This window comes from Algoriphagus aquaeductus, from assembly GCF_003253485.1.
Taxonomy (GTDB): Bacteria; Bacteroidota; Bacteroidia; order Cytophagales; family Cyclobacteriaceae; genus Algoriphagus; species Algoriphagus aquaeductus.
Window position 1 is genome coordinate 255,650 of the sequence record NZ_QKTX01000004.1, and the last position, 25,627, is coordinate 281,276.

17 protein-coding genes and 1 tRNA gene are annotated in these 25,627 nt (G+C 44.1%); 7 read left to right on the plus strand and 11 right to left on the minus strand.

The features are described 5' to 3' along the window. Positions 1 to 120 precede the first annotated feature (120 nt). The 5 genes from CLV31_RS07430 to CLV31_RS07450 all read left to right on the plus strand — a co-directional run bounded on the left by CLV31_RS07430 (position 121) and on the right by CLV31_RS07450 (position 12,779). Entirely contained in the window at positions 121 to 5,565 is a 5,445-nt protein-coding gene (locus CLV31_RS07430; protein WP_245943348.1) for a gliding motility-associated C-terminal domain-containing protein, read from the plus strand. A 2-nt stretch (positions 5,566 to 5,567) separates the two neighbouring features. Then, positions 5,568 to 6,320, plus strand: coding sequence for a peroxide stress protein YaaA (gene yaaA / locus CLV31_RS07435; RefSeq protein WP_111392245.1), 753 nt, complete (start codon positions 5,568 to 5,570; stop codon positions 6,318 to 6,320). Between the two features lie 120 nt (positions 6,321 to 6,440). Continuing rightward, complete coding sequence (locus CLV31_RS07440; protein ID WP_146250878.1) at positions 6,441 to 9,893, plus strand: T9SS type B sorting domain-containing protein; 3,453 nt, start codon at positions 6,441 to 6,443, stop codon at positions 9,891 to 9,893. A gap of 239 nt (positions 9,894 to 10,132) precedes the next feature. Then, positions 10,133 to 11,359 carry an MFS transporter gene (locus CLV31_RS07445; RefSeq protein ID WP_111392247.1) on the plus strand — a complete coding sequence of 409 codons (1,227 nt, stop codon included), beginning with the start codon at positions 10,133 to 10,135 and terminating at the stop codon, positions 11,357 to 11,359. A 184-nt stretch (positions 11,360 to 11,543) separates the two neighbouring features. Further along, the gene (locus CLV31_RS07450; protein WP_245943349.1) at positions 11,544 to 12,779 is read left to right on the plus strand and encodes a glycoside hydrolase family 140 protein; all 1,236 of its coding nucleotides are present in this window, start codon (positions 11,544 to 11,546) and stop codon (positions 12,777 to 12,779) included. A 612-nt stretch (positions 12,780 to 13,391) separates the two neighbouring features. Here the strand turns inward: CLV31_RS07450 and CLV31_RS07460 are convergent. After that, positions 13,392 to 13,465: transfer RNA gene (locus CLV31_RS07460), tRNA-Arg, on the minus strand. Between the two features lie 179 nt (positions 13,466 to 13,644). Between CLV31_RS07460 and CLV31_RS07465 the strand changes: the two genes are divergently transcribed. Further along, entirely contained in the window at positions 13,645 to 14,388 is a 744-nt protein-coding gene (locus tag CLV31_RS07465; protein WP_111392249.1) for an outer membrane beta-barrel protein, read from the plus strand. Positions 14,389 to 14,672: 284 nt separating this feature from the next. Here the strand turns inward: CLV31_RS07465 and CLV31_RS07470 are convergent, their stop codons facing one another. Continuing rightward, complete coding sequence (locus CLV31_RS07470; RefSeq protein ID WP_245943350.1) at positions 14,673 to 15,242, minus strand: phosphatase PAP2 family protein; 570 nt, start codon at positions 15,240 to 15,242, stop codon at positions 14,673 to 14,675. Positions 15,243 to 15,292: 50 nt separating this feature from the next. Then, positions 15,293 to 16,750 (minus strand): RNA polymerase factor sigma-54, encoded by a 1,458-nt coding sequence (rpoN, locus tag CLV31_RS07475; protein ID WP_111392251.1) that lies wholly within the window; start codon positions 16,748 to 16,750, stop codon positions 15,293 to 15,295. Between the two features lie 174 nt (positions 16,751 to 16,924). Between rpoN and asnS the strand changes: the two genes are divergently transcribed. Continuing rightward, on the plus strand, positions 16,925 to 18,376 hold the full coding sequence (asnS, locus tag CLV31_RS07480; RefSeq protein ID WP_111392252.1) for an asparagine--tRNA ligase: 1,452 nt from the start codon (positions 16,925 to 16,927) through the stop codon (positions 18,374 to 18,376). A gap of 83 nt (positions 18,377 to 18,459) precedes the next feature. On the opposite strand, the gene CLV31_RS07485 is transcribed toward asnS, so the two are convergent. The 8 genes from CLV31_RS07485 to CLV31_RS07520 all read right to left on the minus strand — a co-directional run bounded on the left by CLV31_RS07485 (position 18,460) and on the right by CLV31_RS07520 (position 25,167). Next, complete coding sequence (locus CLV31_RS07485; RefSeq protein ID WP_111392253.1) at positions 18,460 to 18,786, minus strand: DMT family transporter; 327 nt, start codon at positions 18,784 to 18,786, stop codon at positions 18,460 to 18,462. A 26-nt stretch (positions 18,787 to 18,812) separates the two neighbouring features. Further along, positions 18,813 to 20,000: an MFS transporter gene (locus CLV31_RS07490; protein ID WP_111392254.1), complete on the minus strand. Its 1,188-nt coding sequence runs from the start codon at positions 19,998 to 20,000 to the stop codon at positions 18,813 to 18,815. A gap of 67 nt (positions 20,001 to 20,067) precedes the next feature. Then, the gene (locus CLV31_RS07495) at positions 20,068 to 21,534 is read right to left on the minus strand and encodes an NAD(P)H-hydrate dehydratase (RefSeq protein WP_111392255.1); all 1,467 of its coding nucleotides are present in this window, start codon (positions 21,532 to 21,534) and stop codon (positions 20,068 to 20,070) included. A gap of 2 nt (positions 21,535 to 21,536) precedes the next feature. After that, on the minus strand, positions 21,537 to 22,850 hold the full coding sequence (locus CLV31_RS07500; protein ID WP_111392389.1) for an MFS transporter: 1,314 nt from the start codon (positions 22,848 to 22,850) through the stop codon (positions 21,537 to 21,539). A 60-nt stretch (positions 22,851 to 22,910) separates the two neighbouring features. Next, positions 22,911 to 23,375: an ExbD/TolR family protein gene (locus CLV31_RS07505; protein WP_111392256.1), complete on the minus strand. Its 465-nt coding sequence runs from the start codon at positions 23,373 to 23,375 to the stop codon at positions 22,911 to 22,913. Between the two features lies 1 nt (position 23,376). Beyond that, complete coding sequence (locus CLV31_RS07510; RefSeq protein ID WP_111392257.1) at positions 23,377 to 24,012, minus strand: ExbD/TolR family protein; 636 nt, start codon at positions 24,010 to 24,012, stop codon at positions 23,377 to 23,379. 1 nt (position 24,013) lies between these two features. Continuing rightward, on the minus strand, positions 24,014 to 24,343 hold the full coding sequence (locus tag CLV31_RS07515) for a hypothetical protein (protein WP_111392258.1): 330 nt from the start codon (positions 24,341 to 24,343) through the stop codon (positions 24,014 to 24,016). A gap of 53 nt (positions 24,344 to 24,396) precedes the next feature. Continuing rightward, positions 24,397 to 25,167: a MotA/TolQ/ExbB proton channel family protein gene (locus CLV31_RS07520; protein ID WP_111392259.1), complete on the minus strand. Its 771-nt coding sequence runs from the start codon at positions 25,165 to 25,167 to the stop codon at positions 24,397 to 24,399. Between the last annotated feature and the right edge of the window lie 460 nt (positions 25,168 to 25,627).

Genomic DNA, 25,627 nt, shown 5'->3' on the forward strand with positions numbered 1-25,627 from the left:
TCTAAACGAATCCTCTTGAAGGTTGTTTTAGTAAGCAGTGCGAAAAATATGAAAAGCAGCCCTAATTCCATAAGGTTCATTTTAATTTTTACCAGTTCCCTTTTAATTACTATTTGTGGAATGGTCGATCCCGCTTGGGGCCAGGGCTTCAATGATAACGAATGGATTTTTGGTAATTGTGGGTCAGGGGATAACAGCTATTTATCTTTTGGAAAAGGTAGCACCGCCAATGTGCAGACATTACCGGGTTCGGTGATTATCGGAAAAGACAATAATGCCATAGCTATTGACCCGATCACCGGACAGCCATTATTCTACACCAATGGCGTACTGGTCTATGATTTTAGCGGAAGTCCAATCGAAGGCAACGCACCCGGGCTGAATGGAAATATCGATGGAAGGCAAACCGTAGCAACCGGTTTTCTGGAATATGATCCAAATGGAGACAAGCTTTTCTATATCTTTTATCTCACACCGGGTGGACAACTGAACTACGCAGTAGTGGATATGAATGCTCCCGGACAGGCAACAGGAAATGAGAGACCGCTTGGGCAGATTATTTCCAAAAATCAGCCAATTGGACCCGGACAAGGAGCTCTTTTAGTGGTCAAGACTTCTGCATCTCCTTCGTATTTAATCAGCTTTGCAGGTGGTAATTTGATTTCCCGGAGATTTGGAACTGCTGCCGGTGATTTCTCCGAAACTGATACCCAAGGCATCCCTTTTACCCCAAAAGGGATTGTTTTTGATGAAGCAAACGGAAGACTTATCCTGATCCCAGAAAATCCCGGAGACGATTTGTTAGTGGTCACTTTTGATACGGGCTCGGGTAATTTCGGAAGCCCTCAACCGATTGCCAATTCGGGAGGAACTGCGCCAATCAACGGAGCGGAGTTTTCTCCCGATGGAGATTTTATTTACTTCTCCCGAGGAAATCAGCTGTTTCGTGTCCCGACTTCTAATCTAACTGCCACTCCGGAAGAAATCCCGCTCAGTGCTGGATTACATCAGGTTTACGATGTAAAAGCCGGTCCCGACGGACAGCTGTATTACATTTACGAAGAAGTACCCGGAGGACCCCAGTTGATCGGGAGAGTGACCAATCCGGATGAAAGCAATCTAACCGATGTCGTATTAGAAGAGGATCCTTTTGCCGGTACAGATTTCTGTGGCACTGTATTTCCGGTCTTTGCTCCAAATGCCGACATTGATCCTTCCGTTGATTTCACTTGGGATCCCGAAGAGCCCTGTGCCAATAATCCCGTCCAACTAAGCAGTGAAATTACGCCTCAAAACTATCGTCCGGTTTCATTCAACTGGGAATTCAGTCCTCCACTGACCGACTCTGACGGTAACCCGCTTCCCGCAGATTACAAGCAAGAGCACTTTTTGGTGCCTCAGGATGCTGCTCAGGGCACGAGCATTTCGGTGACACTAACTGTAGAGTTTGCAGACGGTACCACCCGGGAAGTGAGCAAAGACATCCCGTTGACAGAGAATAATCTCGAAGCAAATTTTTCTCCATCGGATACCACAGTCTGCGAGTCTTGTATTGACATTGAAGCTTTTCTACAGGCTCAATCTCAAAGTGGCCAACAAGGAGGAGAAGCTCCCGGTGGTGGCGGAAACAACTATGAATATTTTTGGTCAAATAAACGGGACCAAGGATGGATAGGAAAGGAACCGAATGAGGTCTGCCGCCCCGGATTGTATTGGGTATTGGTCAGAGAGCCGGGTTCCTCCTGCTATGCCTATGCTGAAGTACGGGTGAAAATGTGGGATGTACCAGACCAAACCAACAACATCTGGTATTTCGGAGATGGTGCCGGACTGGATTTCAATCCCGATCCGGATGACGAAAACGCGCCTGTCCCAAGACCAATAGCGGAGCGACATCCACAAAATATACCTGCGGGTACGACTACCATTTCTGACCAAGCCGGACAGGTTTTGTTTTTCACTGACGGACAATCTGTTTGGGACCTCAACGGAGACTTGATGGAAAATGGCAGTGATATAGGAGGAGACAATTCCGCCAGCCAATCCGTCATTGCAGTGGGGGTACCTACCCAACCCACCTTGTTCTATCTCTTTACCACCCAAGCATCTGCGGGTGGTTCCAATACGGTTAGCTATTCTTTGGTCGATATCAAATCCGAAAACCAGACGGGGGTTGGGAATGTAGTTACCAAAAATAATTTCCTGTTCAGCCCATCCACAGAGCAAAGCGCTGCACTGACTTCGGGTGATACTACTTGGGTGATGTTTCATGAGCTAGGAAACAATTCCTTCAGGGCCTACCCCGTGACGAGTAACGGCATCGGGCAGCCAGTGATCAGTTCGGTGGGCAGCAACCATGGCTTCAACTCAGGAGTCGGAGCTATGAAATTCAGTCCGGACGGCACCAAGTTGGCAGTGACCATTTCGGAGGGAGGGTGTAATCGAACTGAGATTTTTGAGTTTGATCAGCAGACCGGTCAGTTGACCGAGTATGCCCGATTGAATTTGGGATGCAGCGGAAGTGTCTATGGTTTGGAATTTTCTCAGGATTCGGACCGAGTGTTGGTTTCTTACCGCAACGGAGGCCCAGGAATAGAGGAATTTATCATCAAACCGGTGGACAACAATGATCCGAATGCAGCGTCCTGTCCGGCATGTTTCGATGGAGCAAGTACCCGGGCACAACGCGAAGCCTGTATTCTTAGCACCAAAAAGCAAGTAGGCGGTACAGCCGGCCTTAATTTAGGAGCGCTACAGATCGCCTCAGATGGTCAAATCTATGTAGCCGTCGTCGGAGATAATCGAATCGGTCAGATTCAGGTGGGTACCGGATGTACTGCGAGCAGTACGTTTAATCAAAATGCCGTTCAGCCCATGCCCGGAACATCCAATCTTGGGTTGCCTTCCTTCGTTCAAAACTCCGGAAGTTCTATTCCTGAACCTGCCTTAGCCTTACCTCCTAGACTTTGCCTTGATCCTGCTTTGGGAGCGGAGGCTTTATTGGAAGGCGGTGGTGAGCCAGATATCGATTCCTATTTCTGGACGATTACCCATGAGGATGGGACAGTGATCCGAAATGAATTTGGTGGTCCCGGAGAGGAATTTCAAACCTTGGAACAAACCTTTAACCGACCTGGCATTTACACCGTCGAACTGAGAGTAGACCGATGTGATGAAATCAACTATGCCAGCTTTACCGGAGAAATTGAAGTGGTAGCGCCTCCGGTTTTGACCTTGGCTTCTGATGTAACCCTATGTGTGGGTAACCCTGTCACCCTAACAGCGATTGACGGGTATGATCCGGCTGACGGTTTGTATGACTTCCAATGGACCAATGCCGCAGGACAGATTTTTGGAGATGAAAATTCCAATTCCATCACTGTGGATGAGGAAAGTATCTACACCGTCCAAGTGAGTTATAGACTTCCCGCAGGATTGTCTGAAGATGAAGCAGCCTTATTTGAAACTTGTCCATCCACCGCAGAGGTATTTGTTGGACCTGCTTTCGAATTTGATCTAACTCAAACCGCTGAGGAAGTATGTTTTGAAGAAACCTCAGTGATTTTTGCTCCTGACACTCCTATAGTAGGCGAATGGTTTTATGAGCGCAATCAGGATGGAAACCGCGTCTCCTTAGGAGAGTTTTTTGAATTGGAACTCTTCATCAACAATCTTCCCGGGCCTGGCCAATATGAAATCATCTTTATCACAGAAGACCCGATTTTGGAAGGTTGTGTGGTTGAGAAAAAAGTGAATTTACTGGTCAATGAGCTTCCGCTATTTGTCCCGACAGCTACCAATCCTGCTACCGATTGTGCCACAGCCGATGGTGCATTTGAAATCGCAATGCAGGCCAATGCCTCGGAAGTACGGATTCCTGAATTGAGTCTCAGTTTTACCAATGTCTCAGCAGGGGACGTTATTCCGGTCAATGGGGTACTTCCGGGATTATTTACCATTGAAGCGGAAAGTGCAGCGGGCTGTCTTTATCTGGCTTCGGTGACTATCCAAAATCTCAATCCTCCGTCACTTTATGAATTTACCGTAAGTACCACAGATGAAACTTGTGGTACCAACGGTGTCGATCCCGGAAAAATCACCATTACTTTCAGCAGTGGAACAGCTCAAATAGGAACCTACCGGATCGTGAGGCAAGGTGATGGGCTGGAATTTACCGGACCGCTTCCTAATCAAGCCAGTTTTGATGTTGAGGTTCCTTATGGGGAATATTTGGTAGAAATTCAGGACCCTTCCGGTTGCGCCATCCCTGATGAAACTGTGTACACCATTGCCCAAAAATTTGAGGTAATATTTTCAGTACCTACCAATGTGACGGCCTGTGAAGAATTTTCTTTCACCCCAACAGGTCCCAATCCTTTAACGTACACACTTCGAAATTCGTCAGGAGGCATCATCAATCCGGATGCTTCAGGGGTATTTACGCTCAACCAATCCGGGACCTACACGATGCGGGGTGAAGATCCATCCAATGTAGATTGTCCCAAGGAAATCGTGATGGTGGTCAATCTCAGCCAGCCTATCGATTTTGATGTATCCGCACCAATTGTGGATTGCCAGACCGGAGTGAGATTTGAGGCTATCCTACGAAACGCCAATCCGGCAGACGTGATCTTCTTGTGGCGGGATGATTTGGGAGTGATTGTGGGAAGAAGAGATACATTTACCCCAAGTCGGGATGGAAGCTATTCCCTGGAAGTGCAGCCTGCAGCAGGGGGGTTATGCCCGACACAACGTGTGGATTTTACGGCTACTATCCTTTCCGAGCCAATTTTGGTGAATTTGGACGTTGTGCCTTTCTGCATCGATCAAACCAGCACGACGATAAATGTGGTCACAGACCTAAGTCGGGTGGCCGAACTGGAATGGTTTTCGGTGGTCAACGGAACCCGAAGCCGTTTGCCATTACTGGACAATCTCTCCTCAATTGTAGTGACTCAAGAAGGAACTTATGAAGTCATCATTCGAAGCGAATTTGGCTGCGAGTTGGGAAGAGCAATTGGGGAGGTAAGAAAATCCACCATAATTCCACCTGTGGTTCCAGCTGAGATCGTCACCATTTGTGCCATTGAAGGAAATACGAGCAGTATCAATCCGGGTGTCTATGACAATTATTCATGGATTTTGAATGGAGAAGAAGTTTCACAAGATGCTATCTTCACTCCTACCTTACCCGGAAACTATGAACTGAGGGTATCTGATAATTTAGGGTGTGAATATGTGGCTGCTTTCACCGTAGAGGAGGACTGCAGACTGAAAATAACCTACCCTAATGGAGTGGTTTTGGGAGATCCCAACCGAAATTTCATCCTATATGCCAATGAGTACATTGATGAGGTTGAGGTTTTCATCTTCAACCGTTGGGGAGAGCTTATTTTTTATTGTGAACATGAAAACCTTGAACCTCGACAACCCTTCTGTCCTTGGGATGGAATTGTAAACGGAAAATTTGTGCCCAACGGAACATATGCCGTGGTCGTGAGGTTTACTTCCCGAGAGCAAAATCTCACCCAATCCGAAACCAAAGCGATTACGATTATCCAATAAGTATGTTGATTGTTATTTCTCCTGCAAAAACGCTGGATTATAGTACCCCAAACTTCAAAGATTTCTCCCTTCCTGACTTTGGCTCAGACATCAAAAATCTGGTTCAAGTCATGAAAAAAAAATCAGCAAATGAAATTGCTGAGCTGATGCACATCAGCGACAACCTGGCTCAGCTAAACGAAGAGCGATACAAGACTTTTCAAAAGGAATTTCACCACGACAATTCCAAACAGGCTCTTCTCGCATTCAAAGGGGATGTGTACACCAAAATTGAAGTGGACACCTATTCACCTGAAGATTTTGAATTTGCACAGAATCATCTACGAATTTTGTCAGGACTCTACGGCCTGTTGAAGCCCCTGGATTTGATTCAGCCCTATCGACTGGAAATGGGTACAAGGCTGGAGACCAAAAAGGGAACAAATCTCTATGAGTATTGGGGAAGCAAAATTGCCAAGGCGATCAATGAAGCGGCCCAAGGCGAGCCATTGATCAACCTGGCCTCTCAGGAATATTTCAAAGCGGTGGATAGGAAGGCACTCAAAATCCCCGTGGTAAACATTCATTTCAAGGAATATAAAAACGGTTCATACCAAGTAATCGGACTTTTCGCCAAACAAGCGAGAGGAATGATGACTAATTTTGCCATCAAAAACAAGCTGAGAAATCCTGAGGAATTAAAGACGTTCAACCAGTCTGGATACGAGTTCGCTGAAGGAATGAGTTCCACTTCGGACTGGTATTTTGTAAGATAAACATATTTGGGCAGGGATAGGCCTCAGTTCCGATTTTTTGAACGGAGGTTTTTTAGTAGCTTTAAGGCTCATTTTCAATATTTTCAAGTGCGGTTTTACCTGTTTAAAAACTTCTCTGGATTGTTTTTTTTCCTATTGGCCTTAGGAGTGTTTGGGGGTACCTATTCGATTATAAAAGAAAAAAATCAGTTTGAAAATGAGGCTTTCCATCAAGCTTCTACCACACCGGCAATCTCTGGTCCGGATCGGCTGTGTAATGTATTTGGAAGTGTGATCGGAACTTTTTCAGGAGGGGGAAATCCTCTCACGGATCTTTACCAATGGACCATCATCGGACCCGGAGGAGAAATCCTCAGGGAAACCCAGTATCGAAGCACACCTGATATCAGCTACACCTTTGGATTGTTGGGCCCCCATCGGGTTATTTTGAAAGTTACCAGAGCCGGTCTTCCTTTTTTTGAACAAGAAAAAACAGTCTTGTTGATCAAAGGTCCGGATATTGCGCTGCAGCCTACCTATCAATTGTGCCAAGGGCAATCATTAAACATAAGTGCCTTAGATCCGGGATCTGCAAACTTTGGTTCTTATGCATTCGAATGGAAAAACCAATCCGGTGCCACCGTCGGGACCAGCAATACCCTGGCTGTGGATACCCCTGGGGATTATGTGGTCACTTTTTATTTTTTGAATTCTTCGGGAGTCCCAGAATGTGAAACCACTCTTTCTACAAGGATTGGCGAAATAAGTCCTTTTGTCATCACTTCCACCTCCAGTGTCCTTTGCCCGGCGGGTAACATTACTTTTGAAACCAACCCCATCACTTCAGGAGAATGGTATTATCAAAAAATAGGCACACCTGCTCCTATCCGAATTGCCAGTGGAAATTCCCTGGTTTTGGAGGCTTCCTCCTTACCTGAACCGGGAGATTATGAAATCATCGTTCGAGTGGATAACCCTCAAAATCCTGCATGTAGCCCAGAAGTTAGAACCACCATCCAATACAATATCCTTCCTCAGATCAAAATTGAAGAGGCCATTGGTGCCACGGGTTGCTTTGAGCCGGACGGGATTTTGAAGGTAAGGGCACTCACCAATCTGGATGGAGTATCGATCAACGGATTAGGAATGAGTCAGGGGCCTTTCCTTGCAGGAGATCTCATCCAATTCAACGGTTTGAAATCCGGAGCCTATAGTATTATCGCCAATCTGAACGGTTGCTCTGAAATTTTTGGATCAGTAGTCCCACTTCAAAATCCCCCATCCAATCTGGAATTTGCCATCGATGATATTCAACCGGAGATTTGTACAGAAACAGGAAAGGATCTTGGGTCATTTTTGCTACGAATGATCAATGCCCCATTGGAGGGTTCGTATCGAATTCTTAATCTCAAAGGCGAAGTAGTCGCCAATGAAGCCGGAAATGGGCTAGAAGAGTTAAGGGTAAGTATAAGCGGGGGAAAATACTTCTTTCAGGTATTTGATACTGACAGCTGCACCTTGCCAAAAAGTGAAGAATTCGAAGTACCTGGCTTAGCCCAAGTTTCTTATTCCATACCTGGAGATCTTTTTGTCTGTCAAAGTTACGACTTGACTCCTGAGAGCAGTTTTGATCTGGAATATACCTTGACCTATCCTGACGGTTCTAAGAAGACACTTGGTCAAGGTGCTCCATTTACCATCACAGAAGGGGGAGATTATACGATAGTCGGCAGGTTGGCAGGTCCCGGTGACCTTTGTCCATTTTTACAGGAGTTTAGCATCACCATGGTGAATCCGGTGGATTTTGAGCCGGTGCTTATTCAGGAAGATTGTGATGGAAACCGAACCTATGAAGCGGATATCAGGGGGAGAGATCCCTCCACGGTCAAATTTCTTTGGTTTAATGAAAATGATGAACTGGTAGGAAATGGACAATTTCTATTCCCGACCTCCACGGGTGAATTCAAACTCGATGTCCAACCGGCAAATAGTACGGCATGCCCCAGTCCTCCGGTTCCCTTTTTAATACCAGAACCTATACTAGAAGTCGAGGTTGAACTGGTATCCACCAAACTTTGTGAGTATGGTCCTCGGGCAGTTTTGGATTTGAATACCACCTTTCCGGAAGCAGTGACTGACATCGAGTGGAGACGATATGATGAAGATGGCACGATCACCACGCTAGATAACTACGCCAATCAGAAACAGGTCCTTATAGAATTGCCGGGAATCTATGAAGCCGCTGTTTTCAGCAGAATTCCCAGCATAGGCAAAGACTGTGAATTGGGCAGATCCAGCCTCGAAATTGACCTGATTTTGGACAAGGTCAACTTTGAAATCCCGGGGGATCTCTCGATTTGTGATCCTTTTGAACTCATACCTGAATCCTCCCGACCTTTGATATTTACCTTGACCTATCCGGATGGAAAAGAAGAAACCAAAAATCTAAATGAACCTTTTACGCTTAACCAAGAGGGCAGCTATACAATTTTAGGCTTTGATCCGGATCCAAAGGGCCCGGAATGTCCGGAACAAAAAACATTTGAGGTAAAAATCAACCCACCCGTACAGTTTTCTCTGGAATTAGTCAATTTAGACTGTAATGGGATTTATGAATATGAAGCAGAGGTGACTAATTACCTGCCGTCTGAAGTGGACTTCTTTTGGTTTGACCCTAGTGGCACTTTGGTGTCTAACACCTCAAGCTTAAGTACTTCCACTTATGGGGAGTTTCGGGTGGAAATTCAGCCCTCCGGTTCTATCCCCTGTGAAAACCAATTCAAAACCCTTTTTGTACCCGATCCCATTCTTCAGGTAAGTACAAAGATTATTGCTGAGGCGCTTTGTCCAGACCAACCCAATGCCGCATTGAAGGTGGATGCAAACCTAGAACCTGTCCAAACGATCCACTGGTGGTTTACCGATTTGAGCAATAATCGAAGACCACTATCCAACCTTACCAATCAGCAGGAGATTTTGGCTTTTGAGGAAGGCACCTATGAAGTCCAACTTTTGAATAGGTTCAATTGTCTTTTGGGTCAAGATCAAACTTTGGTTATCCGAAGCACAGATCAAGTCAGACCGGAGCTGGACGAGGCGTATCAGATTTGCCCCAAATATGACATCGCGCCCACCCTGAGCCCCGGAAATTTTGCCTCGTACGAATGGATTTTTGAGGGCAACTTGGTATCTACTTCTTCTACCTTTAAGCCTCTTCAGATTGGCAGTTATGAAGTCATAGTTACCAGTGCTGAGGGTTGCGCCTACCAGACCAGTTTCATAACCGAGGAGGAATGCGAACTGAGGCTGAGACTTCCGAATGCCATCCAACCGGAAAATCCGGATAAACCCTTTTTGATTTACACTAACTATCTGGTAGATGAACTTGAGGTTTGGATTTATAACAAATGGGGGAATTTGATATTTCATTGCAAAAACTCCGATTTGATCGATCAAGAATCCACTTGCTTATGGGATGGATTGTACAATGGAAAAAAAGTACCCCCGGGGGCCTATGCCTTTCGAATAAATTACCAAAATTATGAGCGGGGAATCAAGCGGGAACAACTGGGTACGGTACAGGTCATCGAATAATTTTTTTCCAACTTTCTCCAAAATAAGACCCTGAATTCCTGAAATATATACAGGCTATATTCGGCAACACCTCAGAAGAGTACCTGCATGCCAACTCAATATTGGACGGATAATCATTTGTGACTTTTTCCTTTCAAGGAAAATTTTCTTTGGCGGGCAAGCTAAATCCGATTTTTTTCATATTTTGAGCTGTTTCAATCGTTTGTTTCACTCAACCCAAAATCCAAAAGCACGCTTCTATGACTCAAACCATCAACCGAGGTGCCCTCTTCAATGCAAGTTGTCTGGCACTAATCACCACAGCTTTCTCTTTTTCCATCCGAGCTGGTATTCTCCCTCAACTGGGGGCTGAATTTGGACTCACGGCAGAGCAGTTAGGCTTTATCAATTCCATGTGGTTTTTGGGATTCCCGATTTCCATGATCTTGGGAGGTCTTTTCTACCACATCGTTGGCCCTGCCAACATCATGAGAATCGCCTTTATCACCCACACCCTTGGGATTTTGCTGACCATTTATGCAGGAGGATATACCACGCTGCTTATTTCAACCCTCTTTATTGGGTTTGGAAATGGCTGTACCGAAGCGGCCTGTAATCCACTGATTGCTGATATGTATTCAGGCACTACCCTAAATAAAATGCTCAACAGATTCCACATGTGGTTCCCAGGTGGTATTGTGTTGGGTAGCTTGATTTCCAAATTTATGACCGATGGGGGCATGGTTTGGCAGACTCAAGTATGGGTAATGATGGTTCCTACCATTGCTTATGCGGTGTTGTTCTTTGGTAAGACTTTCCCAAAACCCACCGTGGAAGGAGTTACTTCCGTGGGTTCAAACATCAAAGCTATGTTCAGCCCAGTTTTTATCTTCTTATTCTTTGCCATGGCCTTGACCGCAATATCCGAATTCGGCCCTCAGCAGTGGGTAGGCTTGATCATGAGTAAGAGTGGTGCTAGTCCTATGTTAATCTTGGCCTTGACTACCGGGGTAATGGCTGTTGGCAGGTTCTTCGCAGGTCCTGTAGTGAAATCATTGGGGCAAACAGGTGTATTGCTCGGTGGAGCCATCTTCGCTTCTATCGGGATATTTATGTTTAGCACAGTGACTGGTCCTATGGCCTATGTTGCGGCTTTGGTTTTCGCCATCGGCGTATGCTATTTCTGGCCGGTAATGGTCGGAGCTGTGGCTCAGCGAGTGCCGCTATCCGGTGCACTCGGCATGTCCATCATTGGTGGGGTAGGAATGTTTTCCACTGCGATTTTTCAGCCGATCATAGGCGGATGGATTGATACTGCAAGAGCTGAACAAGGTGCTGCTGGCTTGGCAGGAGATGCTTTAGAGCTCGCTGCAGGTCAGGAAACGTTACAAAAAATGGTCATGTTCCCCGGAATCTTGATCGTACTCTTTATTATCTTCTTCATTTGGCAAAGAGGTGTGAAAACCTCCGGTGAAGGAGCTCATTAATTCAACCAAAAAGCAGCCTTCGGGCTGCTTTTTTTCTTTAAAACCTATGCAAAAGCCCTGCTCTATATTCCTGCTACTTTTTATTATCTGTCACTCGCTTTTTGCTCAGCAAATCAGCGGTCCCATTAAAATTCATCCAGAAAAAAGATTCCTGATGACATCCGATGGAAAACCTTTCTTTTGGATGGCTGATACTGCTTGGGAACTTTTTCATCGCTTAAGTGAGGATGATGCTAAAATGTATCTCGACAAACGCCAGGAACAAGGATTCAACGTGATTCAGGCAGTAGTTTTGGCCGAGCTGGATGGTCTTCATACTCCCAATGCAAATGGGGATCGGCCATTTACGGATCTGGAAAAGTGGAAATACAATGAAGCTTATTTCAAACACGTAGACCGAATTCTTGAATTGGCAATGGAGCGAAATTTGCATGTTGCACTTTTGCCCACTTGGGGAGACAAATTGTTCAGAAACACCTGGGGAATCGGACCTGAGATTTTCACCCCTGCAAAAGCCTATGCCTATGGCAAATGGATAGGCAATCGATACAGGAATCAAAAAAACTTAATTTGGGTTCTCGGCGGAGATCGGAATCCTAGAGAAGATTCTCAAGATATCGAGGTATGGAATCAAATGGCCAAAGGAATCAGAGAATCTGAAAACCCAGAAAATCGGATATTGATCACTTTTCATCCTCAGCCTATGGCACCGGGAGGAAGCTCGGTGTGGTTTCACCAAGCGGCATGGCTGGACTTCAACATGCACCAAACCGGACACTGCCCTAATTATCCCAATTATTCGAGAATTTCCTACGATTACGAGTTGAATCCAACCAAACCCACCCTTGACGGTGAGCCTATGTATGAGGAACATCCCAAATGTTTTAATGCCAAGGAATTGGGCTATAGTGAAGCCACTGATATCCGAAAGATGATGTATTGGAATGTCTTTGCTGGGGCAGCAGGCCAAACCTACGGCTGCCATGCCGTTTGGCAGATGTATGACTTTGACAAAGAACCCATCAATGCCCCACTAAAACCCTGGCATAAATCACTCGATCTCGAAGTGGCCAATCAAGTCAAACACCTCAAAAACTTAATGTTAAGCCTGTCTTACTTTGATCGAATTCCTGATCCTACCTTAGTAGCACTCCCACAACCCGAAGATGAACATTTTGTGATTGGTACCCGCTCCAAAGAAGGGACCTTCGCACTGATCTATTTTCCCAGCGGCAAACCCACCCAACTTAACTTAGCCTCACTGAAGGCAGGCAGATTGAAATTCACCTGGTATGACCCGAGAACTGGGGTAAGTATAGATTATCCAAAGGAGAGAAAAAATCAATCCACCTTGGAGGTCACCCCTCCTTCTTCAGGCAGAGGGAATGATTGGGTGCTCGTAATTGATGCTGACACCTAATTTCCGCAAGAATAGCCCGAATATTCGTCTGCTTTCACGGACCAAAGCTTACCATCATCATCCCGGTAAGTAATCGTGCCCGTGCTCTCTAAAATTTCAATACTAAACTGAGTGACAATGGTTCGACCATCAACCAACTCAATCGTACAGGGCCCCTCAAACCGTTGGACTTCCAAAATCTTCTCACAAGAACTAAGAAATCCAACCAAAGAAAAAAAGAAAACCAATCTCACAAGCATAGACAAAAGGCACTTACATATCGGAAACAACCTAAGAAAGAATTCCTGAAAATTCAGACTTATGAGCGAAAATATCCCGACTATTTCCAGAATTTGATATTTTCGATTTAACCCGAAATCAAATCTTTCACAAAAGTCGAAACTGCCAGATCTAGAAAGATTAAAATGCTACATGTTTTGATGTGAGCTTATGGGACTTCTTCAAAACATGACCCAATAGATAAGCGGAAATTCAAACCTGAAACCTTCCCAATGCAATCGAGATGCACTATTTCAGTTGGGTATTCGTTTTGAAAATTGCGTGAGACCCTAAACAACTACCCAAAAAAATCAGAGGGCACAAAAAAAGCCCAACTTTTTCGGTTGAGCTTTGTGACCTCGTCAAGATTCAAACTTGAAACCTCCTGAGCCGTAATCAGGTGCTCTATTCAGTTGAGCTACGAGGCCGAATGGGTTTGCAAAAGTAAATATTTAATCTCTCCCTCCAAATATTAAGTCACAAGAAAAACAGGATTTTCATTTTTTTTGCTCCATTCAGCCTTAAGAATAATTAAGAACAATAGGAGGGTAAATCTTTGGGGATTTCCTATTTTTGCCCACATCCTACTGAAAAGAAGATTCTTTTAATGAAAAAATTACTCGCACTGGCTTTACTTTCTTTCTCCTTAGTAGCACATGCCCAGGAATCGGAAAAAAAACCAAAATCGCCTATCGGCGGCCGTCCAAACATCCCAAATGATCTCAATTTCGAGTTTGGTTTCAATCAACTCAATTCAAGACCTGCGGATCTTGCACTGGATTTCTTTGGATCCCGAACGTTCAATGTTTCCTACCAGTTTCCCATCAACCTTTTTGGAGATAATTCAGGAATCACCCTGAACCCAGGATTTGGAATTGGCTCTGATAAACTGAAATTCAAGGAGGATAAAAATCTTTTTCGAAGTGCTACCCTTGGGGCAGAATCCTCCGAGCTAAGAGAGGTGACGAGTGTCTACGGTAATAATATCTCTATTCAGACGAATAACTTCGCTGCCAATTATTTTGAAATCCCTATTGATTTGAGATATCATTTCAATAAAAACAATTACAGTAAAAGTTTCCGGGTAAGCGTGGGAGGAAAAGTGGGCTTCCTTTATAATGCGCATTCCAAAATCAAGTACGACTCCCCTACCATTGGTAGTGTCAAAATCAAAAACTCCGAAAACTATGGGCTTGAAAAACTCAGATATGGCGTATCTGTAAAAGCCGGAAGTCCTGGTTTTTATGTTTGGAGCACAGTTTACCTCAATGACATGTGGCAGGCAGGAAGAGGACCCTTTGCCACCGAAGCAAGCCAAATTAATTTCGGATTAGCTATATCCGTATTTTGATCTTCTTGAATTGGTGGAAAAAGCCAAAATCCAGTCTTTAGGGGCTGGATTTTTTTTTGAATGGGCTTATGAAAAATTGAATTCAGGATATACGGAACCTGACCAATAATTCATCTTAAACATTTGAAGATCAAGATTTCGACAAGTCCTTGTGCAACTTCGGTCATCGGTCTCCTGTGTCGAGAACAGTCCAAGTATACAACCCAAAATCCGGAGAATATTCGTCTACTGTCAGGATTGCGTACAATCTAAGCGCATAAAATCAGAAATGGAATTGCACCCTGCTATGACCAAATCCAAGTAAATCCAAACCAGCAAATCGCAAATCCAGCAAAAAACCCTACGTAAACCTCCAATGGCCGATGAGCATTGAGGTAAAGTCTGGACGATGCTACCAAACCCGCCAATATCAAAGCCAATAACAAGGGGTACAGAACTTCAAAGGTGCTGAAGAATTTCCCTAAAACTAAAACCACGGCCAAAAGCCCTCCTACCCCGGTCATATGTGCCGACATCTTCCAAAAAAATGTAACCGATGAAAGCAAAATCACCGCAAAGCTGATCACCCCCATGCCTTGCCATAAAATGGGATCCAATTCGCTTTTTTGATAGAAAAACCAGGTTGTGATCAGAAAGTAAATGCAGGTAATCAAAAAAGGAATGGTTCGATCCTTCTTTTCAGGCATATGCAAACTTTTCACTTTACCACTAAGCCGAAGTCCGATAATGGAGATCATCGGAATCAATAAGGTGGACAGCACCAACAAAAAGAATAGCCTCAACTTAAATTCCTCAGGGATGGAAGTAGCCTCAGGCACGGCAAAAAACACCAGGCCAAAGACCAATGTAGGCATCAGCAAGGGCTGAAAAACAATAGATATGACGAGCGCCAGACTTCTGATCACTAGAGTTCTTTTCTTAATCTGGCCACTGGAATCTGGAGCTGTTCCCGATATTTTGCCACGGTTCTTCGGGCAATATTGTAACCTTTTTTATTGAGCATCTTGACCAGCTTATCATCAGAAAGAGGTCTTTTCTTATCTTCTGCATCTACCATGGCTTGGAGTACCGACTTCACTTCCCTGTTGCTTACATCTTCACCGCTATCTGTGGCTATTCCTTCAGAAAAAAAGTACTTCAGTGGATAAACCCCAAACTCAGTCTGAATGGCTTTGCTGTTAGCCACTCGGGACACGGTAGAAATATCCATTTCAATTTTTTCAGCGATATCCTTTAAGATCATGGGACGAAGGTTGGTCTCATCCCCGTCGATAAAGAACTCCTTTTGATACTGAAGTATCGCTTCCATGGTTCTCAACAAGGTATTTTGCCGCTGCTTGATCGCATCGATAAACCACTTTGCCGCATCCAGCTTTTGCTTGACAAATGAAACCGTTTCCTTCAGTTTTTTATCCTTCTTGTCACTCTTATCATAGGCGTCAAACATATCCGCATAGGAACGGGAAATTCTGAGTTCAGGGGCATTGCGGGAATTCAGGCTTATTTCCAGTTTCCCCCCATTGTTGGTCAGAATAAAATCAGGAATTATGTACTGAGTCCTTACCAGCCCGTCTGAAATTCCTCCCGGTTTGGGATTAAGCTTGGTGATCAGATTGACCGCATCTTTGATTTCTTCCTCATTCAGATCCAGTTTTCGTTGAATCTTGGGATAGTGCTTTTTGGTAAACTCCTCAAAACAATCATGAATGATGGCCAAAGCATGTTGGACAACAGGATCATCGGGATGCTCTTTACGTTCAAGCTGGATGATCAGGCACTCCTGTAGATTACGTGCGGCAATTCCTGCGGGATCAAAAGTTTGGATCTTCCGGAGGATTTCCTCCATTTCATCGATATCTGTTTCGATATTTTGGGAAAATGCCAAATCATTGATGATGGCCTCCAGATCTCTTCGGATATACCCATCGTTTTCGATGCTCCCAATCAATTGTTGTCCGATGATTTTTTGACGTTCATCCAGCTTGATAAAGCTTAACTGGGAAATCAACTGCTCATGGAGACTTGACTGAGAAGAAATCGGGATTTCACGGTCTTCCTCATCGGGATTGTAATTACCGTCGCCTTGCATTTTGTATCCACTATACTCATCATCCAGGTAATCATCCAGATTCAGTTCATGGTCATCCCTGCCTAAATCATCTTCATAAGAATCTTCAAAGTCCTCTTCCTGAGACTTGTCCTGCTCTTCATCCTTTCCTTCTTCCAAAGCAGGATTGATTTCGAGCTCCTCTTCAATACGTGCATCCAACTCAGCAGTAGGAACCTGCAGCAGCTTGATAAACTGGATTTGCTGAGGGGAAAGCTTCTGGGAGAGCGTCTGAGATAGATTTAACTTTTGCATTGAAATTGAGAAAACCTATATGTTGGATTCAAAAAAGGCTTTTCCAACCGAAAAAGCCATTCGGTCAAATTTAGGAAAAACGGGCAATTTTTTGATAAAAAGGTGATTTAATCGTTTTTTTGCATTCCTTCTCAAGTAGATAGGAATTCTGTTTTTTTCTAAAAAATCTCACTAATGGCATTTAACAAACGGGTCAAAATCAAAGCCGTCCTAGATCAATCTCCAATAGGACAGGAAATCACCCTTATGGGCTGGGTTCGTACCAAGCGCAGCAATAAAAATGTATCTTTTATTGCGCTCAATGACGGGTCCACCATCACCAATTACCAAGTGGTAGCTGATCCGAATGTGATTGCCGAAGACATTCTCAAAAAATGCAGCACTGGTGCCTGCATCAAAATCACGGGTACAGTGGTGGAAAGCTTAGGTTCCGGACAATCCTCCGAACTCAACGCCAAAACCATCGAAGTCCTTGGCGAAGCTGATCCGGAGAAATATCCCTTGCAGCCCAAGAAGCACTCCTTGGAATTTCTCCGGGAAATCGCTCACCTCCGTATGCGCACCAATACTTTCGGAGCGGTATTTCGAGTAAGGCATGCCTTGGCTTTTGCGGTTCATAAATATTTCAATGACCGAGGGTTTTTCTACATCCACACCCCGATTATCACAGCTTCAGACGCTGAAGGCGCCGGAGAAATGTTTCATGTCACCACCCTTCCCATAGGCAATCCTCCGCGTACCGAAGATGGAAAAGTGGATTACAAGCAGGATTTCTTTGAGCGTGAAGCCAACCTTACGGTTTCAGGTCAGCTCGAAGGGGAGTTGGCCGCGATGGCCCTTTCAGAAATCTACACGTTTGGCCCAACGTTTAGAGCCGAAAACTCCAACACCACGAGACATCTTGCCGAGTTTTGGATGATCGAGCCAGAGATGGCGTTTTACGATGCTGAGGACAATCAAAACCTGGCTGAGGACTTCCTGAAATACATTATCCAATATGCACTTGAAAATTGTGAGGAAGATCTCAAATTCTTAGCTCAGCGTGCTCAGGAGGAAGAAAACACCAAACCTGCAGATCAGCGGGCTGAACTTGGTCTAATTGAAAAACTCAAGTTTGTGGTGGAAAATGACTTTGTCCGACTCAGTTATACCGAGGCGATCGATATTCTGCGCAATAGCAACCCAAACAAGAAGAAGAAATTCCAATACCTGATCGAATCTTGGGGTGCTGACCTTCAATCAGAGCATGAGCGCTACCTAGTGGAGAAACACTTCAAAAAACCAGTGATCCTGACCGATTATCCCAAGGATATCAAGGCTTTCTACATGAGACAGAATGAGGACGGCAAGACGGTAGCCGCAATGGACATCCTATTCCCGGGAATCGGTGAAATCGTTGGTGGTTCTCAACGGGAAGAGCGACTGGACAAGCTGACTCAGCGCATGCAGGAAATGAATATTCCGGAGGAAGAACTTTGGTGGTATTTGGATACCCGTCGGTTTGGAGCAACCCCGCATGCGGGTTTTGGGCTGGGATTTGAGCGTATGGTTCTTTTCGTGACCGGTATGAGCAATATCCGGGATGTCATAGCTTTCCCAAGAACACCCGGAAATGCAGAATTCTAAACCAAAAAAATCCCCACTAAAAAGTGGGGATTTTTTCATGCTAAACTTTTTTGGATGGCAAGTTTGAAGACCAGAAATGCCATTCATTCCGAGACGGCTTTCAAACCGGCAATTGAACCGATCAAAGTCATCAGAAAAAATATCCTCCAGAGATGGGCGGGCTCTTTGAATACAAAAATTCCAACTAGCACCGTGCCTACTGCCCCAATTCCTGTCCACACCGCATATGCGGTACCGATGGGAAGTGTTTGTGTCGCTTTGATCAAAAGGGCCATGGATATAATCAATGTCACCGCAAATCCTCCATACCAGCCCCATTGAACCAATCCGGTGGTGATTTTTGCTTTTCCCAAACAAAAGGCAAAAGCCGTTTCGAACAATCCTGCAAGAATAAGTATCAGCCAGTTCATACCAATTTTTTAAATAGCTACCCGAATTAACTCACCACTTTCACTCTTCTCGCCAAAGGAATGCAAAGAATGCTAAAAAAAATCGCTAAGTACCCCACCCAATTGAAATTGGTAAGCTGACCGAGTTCATTTTGCCCGATGATCAGTCCGGCAATCAAGGAAGCAAAACCGGCTGCCAATTGCTGAACAGCTGAGTTGAAGCTTAGAAAACTTCCCCGATTTTCCGGCATGGCCGTACCGGTTATGATTGCCGCTGCAGGAACATATCGACCATTTGATGTGACAAAAAACAAGGTGGTAACCATCAAAACATAGACAATCGGAGTTACCCCCAGGTGGGTGATGATGGCAATGGGCAACAAATTGAGCACCATGAAAATGGTGAAAATCTTCAGCTTGCCGTGCTTGTCAGAGAGCTTGCCTACCCATGGAGAGGTGAAAATAGTAAAAGCCCCTCCGGCAATATAGATATAGGTCAATTGCATCTCGGTAAACCCGACGTTGGCCACATTGTAAGGGCTGAGAAAAGGAATGATCATAAACTGCCCAAACATCATCATAATTGAAAGAGTAATTGCCCGCATTTGGTTGCCATTGCTTGTCACCCGGGTGATTACTTCAAAAGGATGTGGGCGCTTGATTTCCTTACCCAAATGATCGGTTATCGAAGGAATAAACCGGAAAATCATCCCCAAACTCAACAGCGCAAGTGCTGACAGAATATAGAATGGCGTATGCCAATCAGACAAGCTCGCCAAAAACAACCCCAAAGGTACACCCATGACGGAGGCGAAAGAGAAAGCCGACATTACCAATCCCATCGCCCGCCCTCTTCGCTCATCTGGAATCACATCTCCAATTATAGCCAATATCAGTGCGGAGGTAAGTCCTCCAAAAATGCCTGAAATCACCCGAGCAGCAAGTAATATCGGATAATTGGGAGAAAGAGCGCATCCTAAGGTGCCAATGGTAAAACCGACATAGACCCAGAGCAGGATCTTCTTGCGGTCAAACCGATCCAGCACAAATGCTCCAAAAAAACTGGAGGCTCCGGCACTGAAAGTATAGGACGAGACCAACAAACTAAACTCACTTGGACCGATAGTAAATAGCCTCATCAGTTGGGGACCCAGAGGCATCAGGATCATAAAATCAACGATATGGATAAAATTAATTGCTGCCAAAGTCCATAGCAGCGCTTTTTCTTTAGTCATCTTCAAAATCTATTGGTCAGAAAACCTGAATTGTAAAAATTAAGTTTGGACTCGGGAGAATATATTTTCAGGACACACCCAATCTTTTGAATGTTTCAGGAATCATCTCTATCACATCGGAGGCAAGAGTACCCCGTCCTTTCATGTCTCCAGCCATCTCTCCTGCAAGACCATGCTGGTAAACCCCGCACACCAAAGCTTGCTCTGAGCTGTATCCCTGTCCAAGAAATGAAGTAATCATTCCTGTCAACACATCTCCCATCCCGGCAGTAGCCATGAAATGGCTCCCCGAAGAATTGAAGATTTGCCGACCATCAGCAAGGCAAATGACAGAATTAGCTCCTTTGATCAGGACATTCAGTTTGTAATTCATACAAAACCGCCTGGCTTTTTCCAACCGTTCCAAATGCGTTCGACATTTCCCAAAAAGCCGCTCAAACTCTCCCAAATGAGGAGTTAAAATGCTTTCTTTTGGAATCAGATCCAGGAATGAAGGATTTCTGGAAAGCAGCGTGAGCGCATCCGCATCCATTACAATCGGACGATCGTATTCTCTCAGCAATTTTTCCAAAAGCTCCCCTTGATCCAGGCCAATCCCAGGTCCCACTCCTATGGCATCAAAGGCCATCCAGTCTATGGAATCCTCGAAAACACACATCGCCTCTGGCACAGAGGTTTGGATTATGATTCTTTCTTCCAGTGGAACTTGGCAGGAAACAAGACCTGATCCAGTTCGAAAGGCGGCTTTTGCGGAGAGGGCTGCAGCCCCCATTTTTCCTCTGCTTCCTGCGATAAGCAATACTTTCCCAAAATCTCCCTTATGAGAAAACCGATGAAATTTTTTATGAAAAGCAGGGATATCTTTTTTCAACAAGTAATAATACGAGGAGTGAAAAACCTCCAACTCCTCTTCACTTATCCCGATATCGACCAAAACGAGCTCCCCAGTCACCTTGGCATGCTCAGGTAACAAAAGCGCTAATTTTGGGAAAGCAAAAGTTACCGTAACCTCAGCGTGGACGCAATGATCAAATCCCGAATAATCAGCAGACAAGCCACTCGGAAGATCCACCGAAACCTTAATCCCTTTGAATGAATTGATCTTATCAATGATTGATTTAGCCTCCTCACGTAAGGGGCCTTTGATTCCCACCCCCAAATAAGCATCGATAACCAAACCAAACTCCTCGGAGTCAAATTCATTCCAGGGAAATTTCCGGATGGCAGATGGAAGTAATCCTAAATTGATCCGACAATCTTCACTGAGAGAACCCTCATCAGCGAAACAGGTAAAAACCACACACTGAAAGCCATGCTTGGTCAATAAACGGGCTATGGCCAATCCATCTCCCCCATTGTTTCCTGCCCCACAAAATAGGGCAATTGGCTTACTGGAAGAAAATCGCTTTTCCAAAAACCAATCCACAAAACCCTCAGCCGCTTTTTCCATCAATTGATGACTGGATATTCCTTTTCCTTGGATGTGATGCTTATCCAGGATTGAAACTTCGGCACCGGATAAAATCTTGATCATCGTCAACTTACTTTGGTGGAAAGTGCTTTTTTAGGAATAGTAACCAATACTAAAAACCCAAGTCCAACCAAGAAAAAAATCCCCAAAGAAACAGCCGAATTGCGCATACTTCCAGTCCATTGTTCAATAGCGCCATAAGTGAAAGTACCGATGACAATCGCCATCTTTTCTGTCACATCATAAAAACTAAAAAACGAAGCATGCTCCGTAGTGTCTTCCGGAATCAATTTGGAATAGGTGGATCTAGAGAGAGATTGGATACCGCCCATGACCATTCCCACCACAAATGCCAGCGCATAAAATTCATATACCGTATAGACATAATAGGCAGCACCACAGATCCCAATCCAGATCAGAACCATCATCATCAAGCTTATCTTATTTCCAAATTTGGCAGAAAGGAAAGCAAATAGATAACTCCCGCCTATGGCTACGAACTGAATAATCAATACGGTAAGAATCAATTGATCACCAGGGAGCCCCAATTCTTTGTCTCCAAAAGAAGCCGCGAGATACATCACTGTCTGAACACCCATGGAATAAAAAAAGAAGGACGCTAAAAACCTGTTCATCATAGGCATGGCCCTTACCAGCTTGAATACAGCGCTGATTTCTTGGTACCCTTTTAGAAGCAGTCCACGATGGATACTTTTTTTGTAGGGATTTTTAGGAAGAAAGCGAAAAGGGATCTGGGAGAATCCAGCCCACCAAAGACCGGTGATCAAAAATGAAAATCGAGGAGCAAAACTACCCTCCGGAAACCCGAAAAGATCCGGAAATTGAATCGTCAATAAGTTGAAAACCAACAAAATCACACTTCCTATATATCCCAAGGCAAACCCTCTGGCACTGAGAAAGTCATATTCACTTTCCGAGGCAATTTCCGGAAGATAGGCATTGTAAAACACGATACTTCCTGCATATCCCACACTGGCCATCACACTACAGAGAATGCCAAATTCAAGATTGGATCCGTCAAAAAAGAAAAGCCCAACACAGGATATGGACCCCAAATAGGCAAAAAACTTCATAAAGGCCAATTTCCGACCCGAAGCATCTGCCATACCTGAAAGAAGCGGCGAAATCAGTGCAATAATGAAAAAAGAAAAGGAGATGGAATACGAATACAGAACAGTATTGACTACTTCCCAACCAAAAAAACTAACCCGGTCTGAACCATCCACCCCTTTGGTAACACTGTTGTAATAAACCGGGAAAATAGTGGAAGTGATGACCAAACTGTATACAGAATTGGCCCAATCATACATCGCCCAAGCATTTTGGACTTTCTTTTTATTGTTCAGCTTAAGTTTCATAGAATCCAATAAAAAAGCCATTCGCTATGCGAATGGCTTTAAATATACTGATTAAGAAAATTAATCTTGATAGATCTTTCCTGTGGAAGCGTAGAGTACCCTACGGGCATCTGCATTTCTCAATTCGGTCTGAACGTCAGAAATGGGTCCCATTTTGACGTCCTTATCCACCTTCATGGAAATGGTGATCAAACCACGGTCAGCTTCAGGAAGCATATCTCTTTCTTGGTTGACCCACTGCACGATATCAGGAGCTGTAATCAGCGCATCATTGGCTTGAAATCTAGGTTCCGAACCATAGAGTGCGGTGTTTTTCGGCTTACCAATATAGATGTAAGAAATAAGCGTCTTCTTTTGAAGCTTTTGCAGCTGAGTTGCTTGAGGAATCTTCTGCTCGACGAGGATAGTCTGCTCTCTCAACACGGTGGTTACCATGAAGAAAAACAAAAGCATGAAGATAATATCAGGCAACGCTGATGTAGGAATATTGGTCTGAGTATTCGTCTTTTTCTTAAACTTTGACATATCAATTCCCTCCTATTTTATCAGGTTCTGCAATCGAAATCGCCATAGGGATTCCTTCTTTTCCTTTGTCTTGAAGCGCTTTGGTAGCCTCATCTTCACCTGACAAGCCTCTATATTGATCGGCTGTTAGGTTTACCCGCTCAGCGTAAATATCAAAATAGGCTTTTTTGGCTAAGTCAAATACCTCGAGGAACTTTTCATAGCTCGTACCTCTATTGGTCTTGATCGAAATTACTGCCTCTTTGGGATGATCTGAAGATTCAGGTCTTCGCTGAGCTACAGCCTGAAGTGAAGCGGGGAGGGTATTGAACAGGGCTACCGCCTCTTCATTGGGTTCCCCAAAGTTCAAAATGAACTCCTTCATTTCTTTATCAAGGCCATCTGCAGTCCTTCTGTATTCACCTTCTACCAACAGGTCATCGTTGGCGTTAATCAAGATATTGAAAATGTTTCTTTCATTTTTCTTGATGTCTGGAGGTGGCACATTCGGATCCAACTTCGGAGGGAGGATATTTAAGATCCCTTTATCCGAAGCGATTGTAGTGGTCACGAGAAAGAAGATCAACAACAGGAAAGCGATATCCGCCATAGATCCTGAGTTTACCTCCTGACTCATTCTTCCTTTTTTCCTTGCCATCTTACTTTACAGCTTTAGATAATTCGGTAATCACAATACCAACAATTGCGATAATCGTTAATATGTAAGTGGTGATTAGAAACCCACCCACCATTTGAGACATCTGAGGAGTCAAATTGAAGGGTTCTCCCTCAAATTTTGGAAGAACTTCGTTGGTGGATATTGAGTAACTGATAAAAAACAGCACTACAATAGCAACGATTCCAAGCCCTGTCTTCATTAGACTTTTAGGATTGTCCAAAGATTTTAACAGCGGAAGCAGGATAGAGACAACAGCTCCCAAACCTACCAGCGCATAGCTCACATAGAGCATGATATCATATGAATCCATATTAATTACTTTAGTTTTTTGGAAATTGATTTAGAACAAAACCGAAGTAAGACTTACTTACCGGTCAATTTGTGCTTAACCAACACGTCTACCAAAGAGATAGAAGCATCTTCCATGTCATTAACCAAAGAGTCGATTTTAGCTACCAAATAGTTGTAGAACAACTGAAGGATGATCGCAACGATCAAACCCGCTACCGTAGTCAAAAGCGCGATTTTAATACCACCTGCTACGATGGATGGAGAGATATCACCTGCTGCTTCGATGGTATCGAAGGCGAAGATCATACCGATTACCGTACCCATGAAGCCCAACATTGGAGCCAAAGAGATGAAAAGAGAGATCCAAACCAATCCTTTTTCCAAACGGCCCATTTCTACGGAACCGTAAGCAATGATTGATTTTTCAACCATTTCGATACCTTCAGAATATCTCATCAAACCTTGAGTAAAGATAGAAGCAACCGGACCTTTGGTATTTCTGGTCACATCCTTAGCTGCCTCAATACCACCTGAAGAAAGTGCATCTTCGATTTTATTGATCAGCTTTTTCGTGTTGGTAGTGGAAAGGTTCAAAGTGACGATTCTTTCCAAGGCAATAGCTAGACCCAGGATCAAACAGATCAATACTGGAGTCATATATACTGGATCACCTTCGATAAATTTCTCCTTAATTACTTGGTGAAAGCTCTGCTCCTCAGCCACGATTTCATCGTCAACTACTGTAGGAGAGGAGGAGGATGCAGCTGGCGCATCTTGAGCGTTTGCGAATACAGGAACGAATAGGATACCTGCAAGCATGAACAAAGCGATTAACTTTCTCATAATGTGTTTTTTAAATAGACTTTTGATAAAGGTTAAATGGTTTCCAGATTAAATCGAGGCTTTAAAGTTATCATTTTTTAAATTCAAAAAACAAAGGGTCCATTTTACTTTTTTGAAAGAATCCCCTGTTTAAAGCGAATTTGAGGCAATTTTTACATGAGCGGACTGAACCAAACCTAGTTCTGATCATCCTGGAAGGCACGTATTCTCCCCTAATTCCAACATTCAAAACCACGACAATTTTTAAACCTATTGAATTTCAGTTAGAAATAAAAATTAAACTTTTTTAGGGCAGATTTAAATTAGAACGCACTTCCCTCATCTGTCTGGCTAAGCCATTTTTTTCTTGCAAAAAGAATCTGACTATCCCTAATTATGGAACAGCACCGCATCCATTGCTTTTTTAGAATTGACGGAACTAAAAAAATCAGCCTTAACGCTAAAGTTTACTTGCTGAGCC

Excerpts from the sequence above, each read along its gene's own strand:
- asnS (WP_111392252.1), top strand. The coding sequence starts at position 16,925 with ATGGCATTTAACAAACGGGTCAAAATCAAAGCCGTCCTAGATCAATCT.
- yaaA (WP_111392245.1), top strand. The coding sequence starts at position 5,568 with ATGTTGATTGTTATTTCTCCTGCAAAAACGCTGGATTATAGTACCCCA.
- CLV31_RS07495 (WP_111392255.1), bottom strand. The coding sequence starts at position 21,534 with ATGATCAAGATTTTATCCGGTGCCGAAGTTTCAATCCTGGATAAGCAT.
- rpoN (WP_111392251.1), bottom strand. The coding sequence starts at position 16,750 with ATGCAAAAGTTAAATCTATCTCAGACGCTCTCCCAGAAGCTTTCCCCT.
- CLV31_RS07500 (WP_111392389.1), bottom strand. The coding sequence starts at position 22,850 with ATGAAACTTAAGCTGAACAATAAAAAGAAAGTCCAAAATGCTTGGGCG.
- CLV31_RS07515 (WP_111392258.1), bottom strand. The coding sequence starts at position 24,343 with ATGGATTCATATGATATCATGCTCTATGTGAGCTATGCGCTGGTAGGT.
- CLV31_RS07445 (WP_111392247.1), top strand. The coding sequence starts at position 10,133 with ATGACTCAAACCATCAACCGAGGTGCCCTCTTCAATGCAAGTTGTCTG.
- CLV31_RS07430 (WP_245943348.1), top strand. The coding sequence starts at position 121 with ATGGTCGATCCCGCTTGGGGCCAGGGCTTCAATGATAACGAATGGATT.
- CLV31_RS07505 (WP_111392256.1), bottom strand. The coding sequence starts at position 23,375 with ATGTCAAAGTTTAAGAAAAAGACGAATACTCAGACCAATATTCCTACA.
- CLV31_RS07450 (WP_245943349.1), top strand. The coding sequence starts at position 11,544 with ATGGCTGATACTGCTTGGGAACTTTTTCATCGCTTAAGTGAGGATGAT.
- CLV31_RS07465 (WP_111392249.1), top strand. The coding sequence starts at position 13,645 with ATGAAAAAATTACTCGCACTGGCTTTACTTTCTTTCTCCTTAGTAGCA.
- CLV31_RS07490 (WP_111392254.1), bottom strand. The coding sequence starts at position 20,000 with ATGACTAAAGAAAAAGCGCTGCTATGGACTTTGGCAGCAATTAATTTT.
- CLV31_RS07485 (WP_111392253.1), bottom strand. The coding sequence starts at position 18,786 with ATGAACTGGCTGATACTTATTCTTGCAGGATTGTTCGAAACGGCTTTT.
- CLV31_RS07510 (WP_111392257.1), bottom strand. The coding sequence starts at position 24,012 with ATGGCAAGGAAAAAAGGAAGAATGAGTCAGGAGGTAAACTCAGGATCT.
- CLV31_RS07520 (WP_111392259.1), bottom strand. The coding sequence starts at position 25,167 with ATGAGAAAGTTAATCGCTTTGTTCATGCTTGCAGGTATCCTATTCGTT.
- CLV31_RS07470 (WP_245943350.1), bottom strand. The coding sequence starts at position 15,242 with ATGCCTACATTGGTCTTTGGCCTGGTGTTTTTTGCCGTGCCTGAGGCT.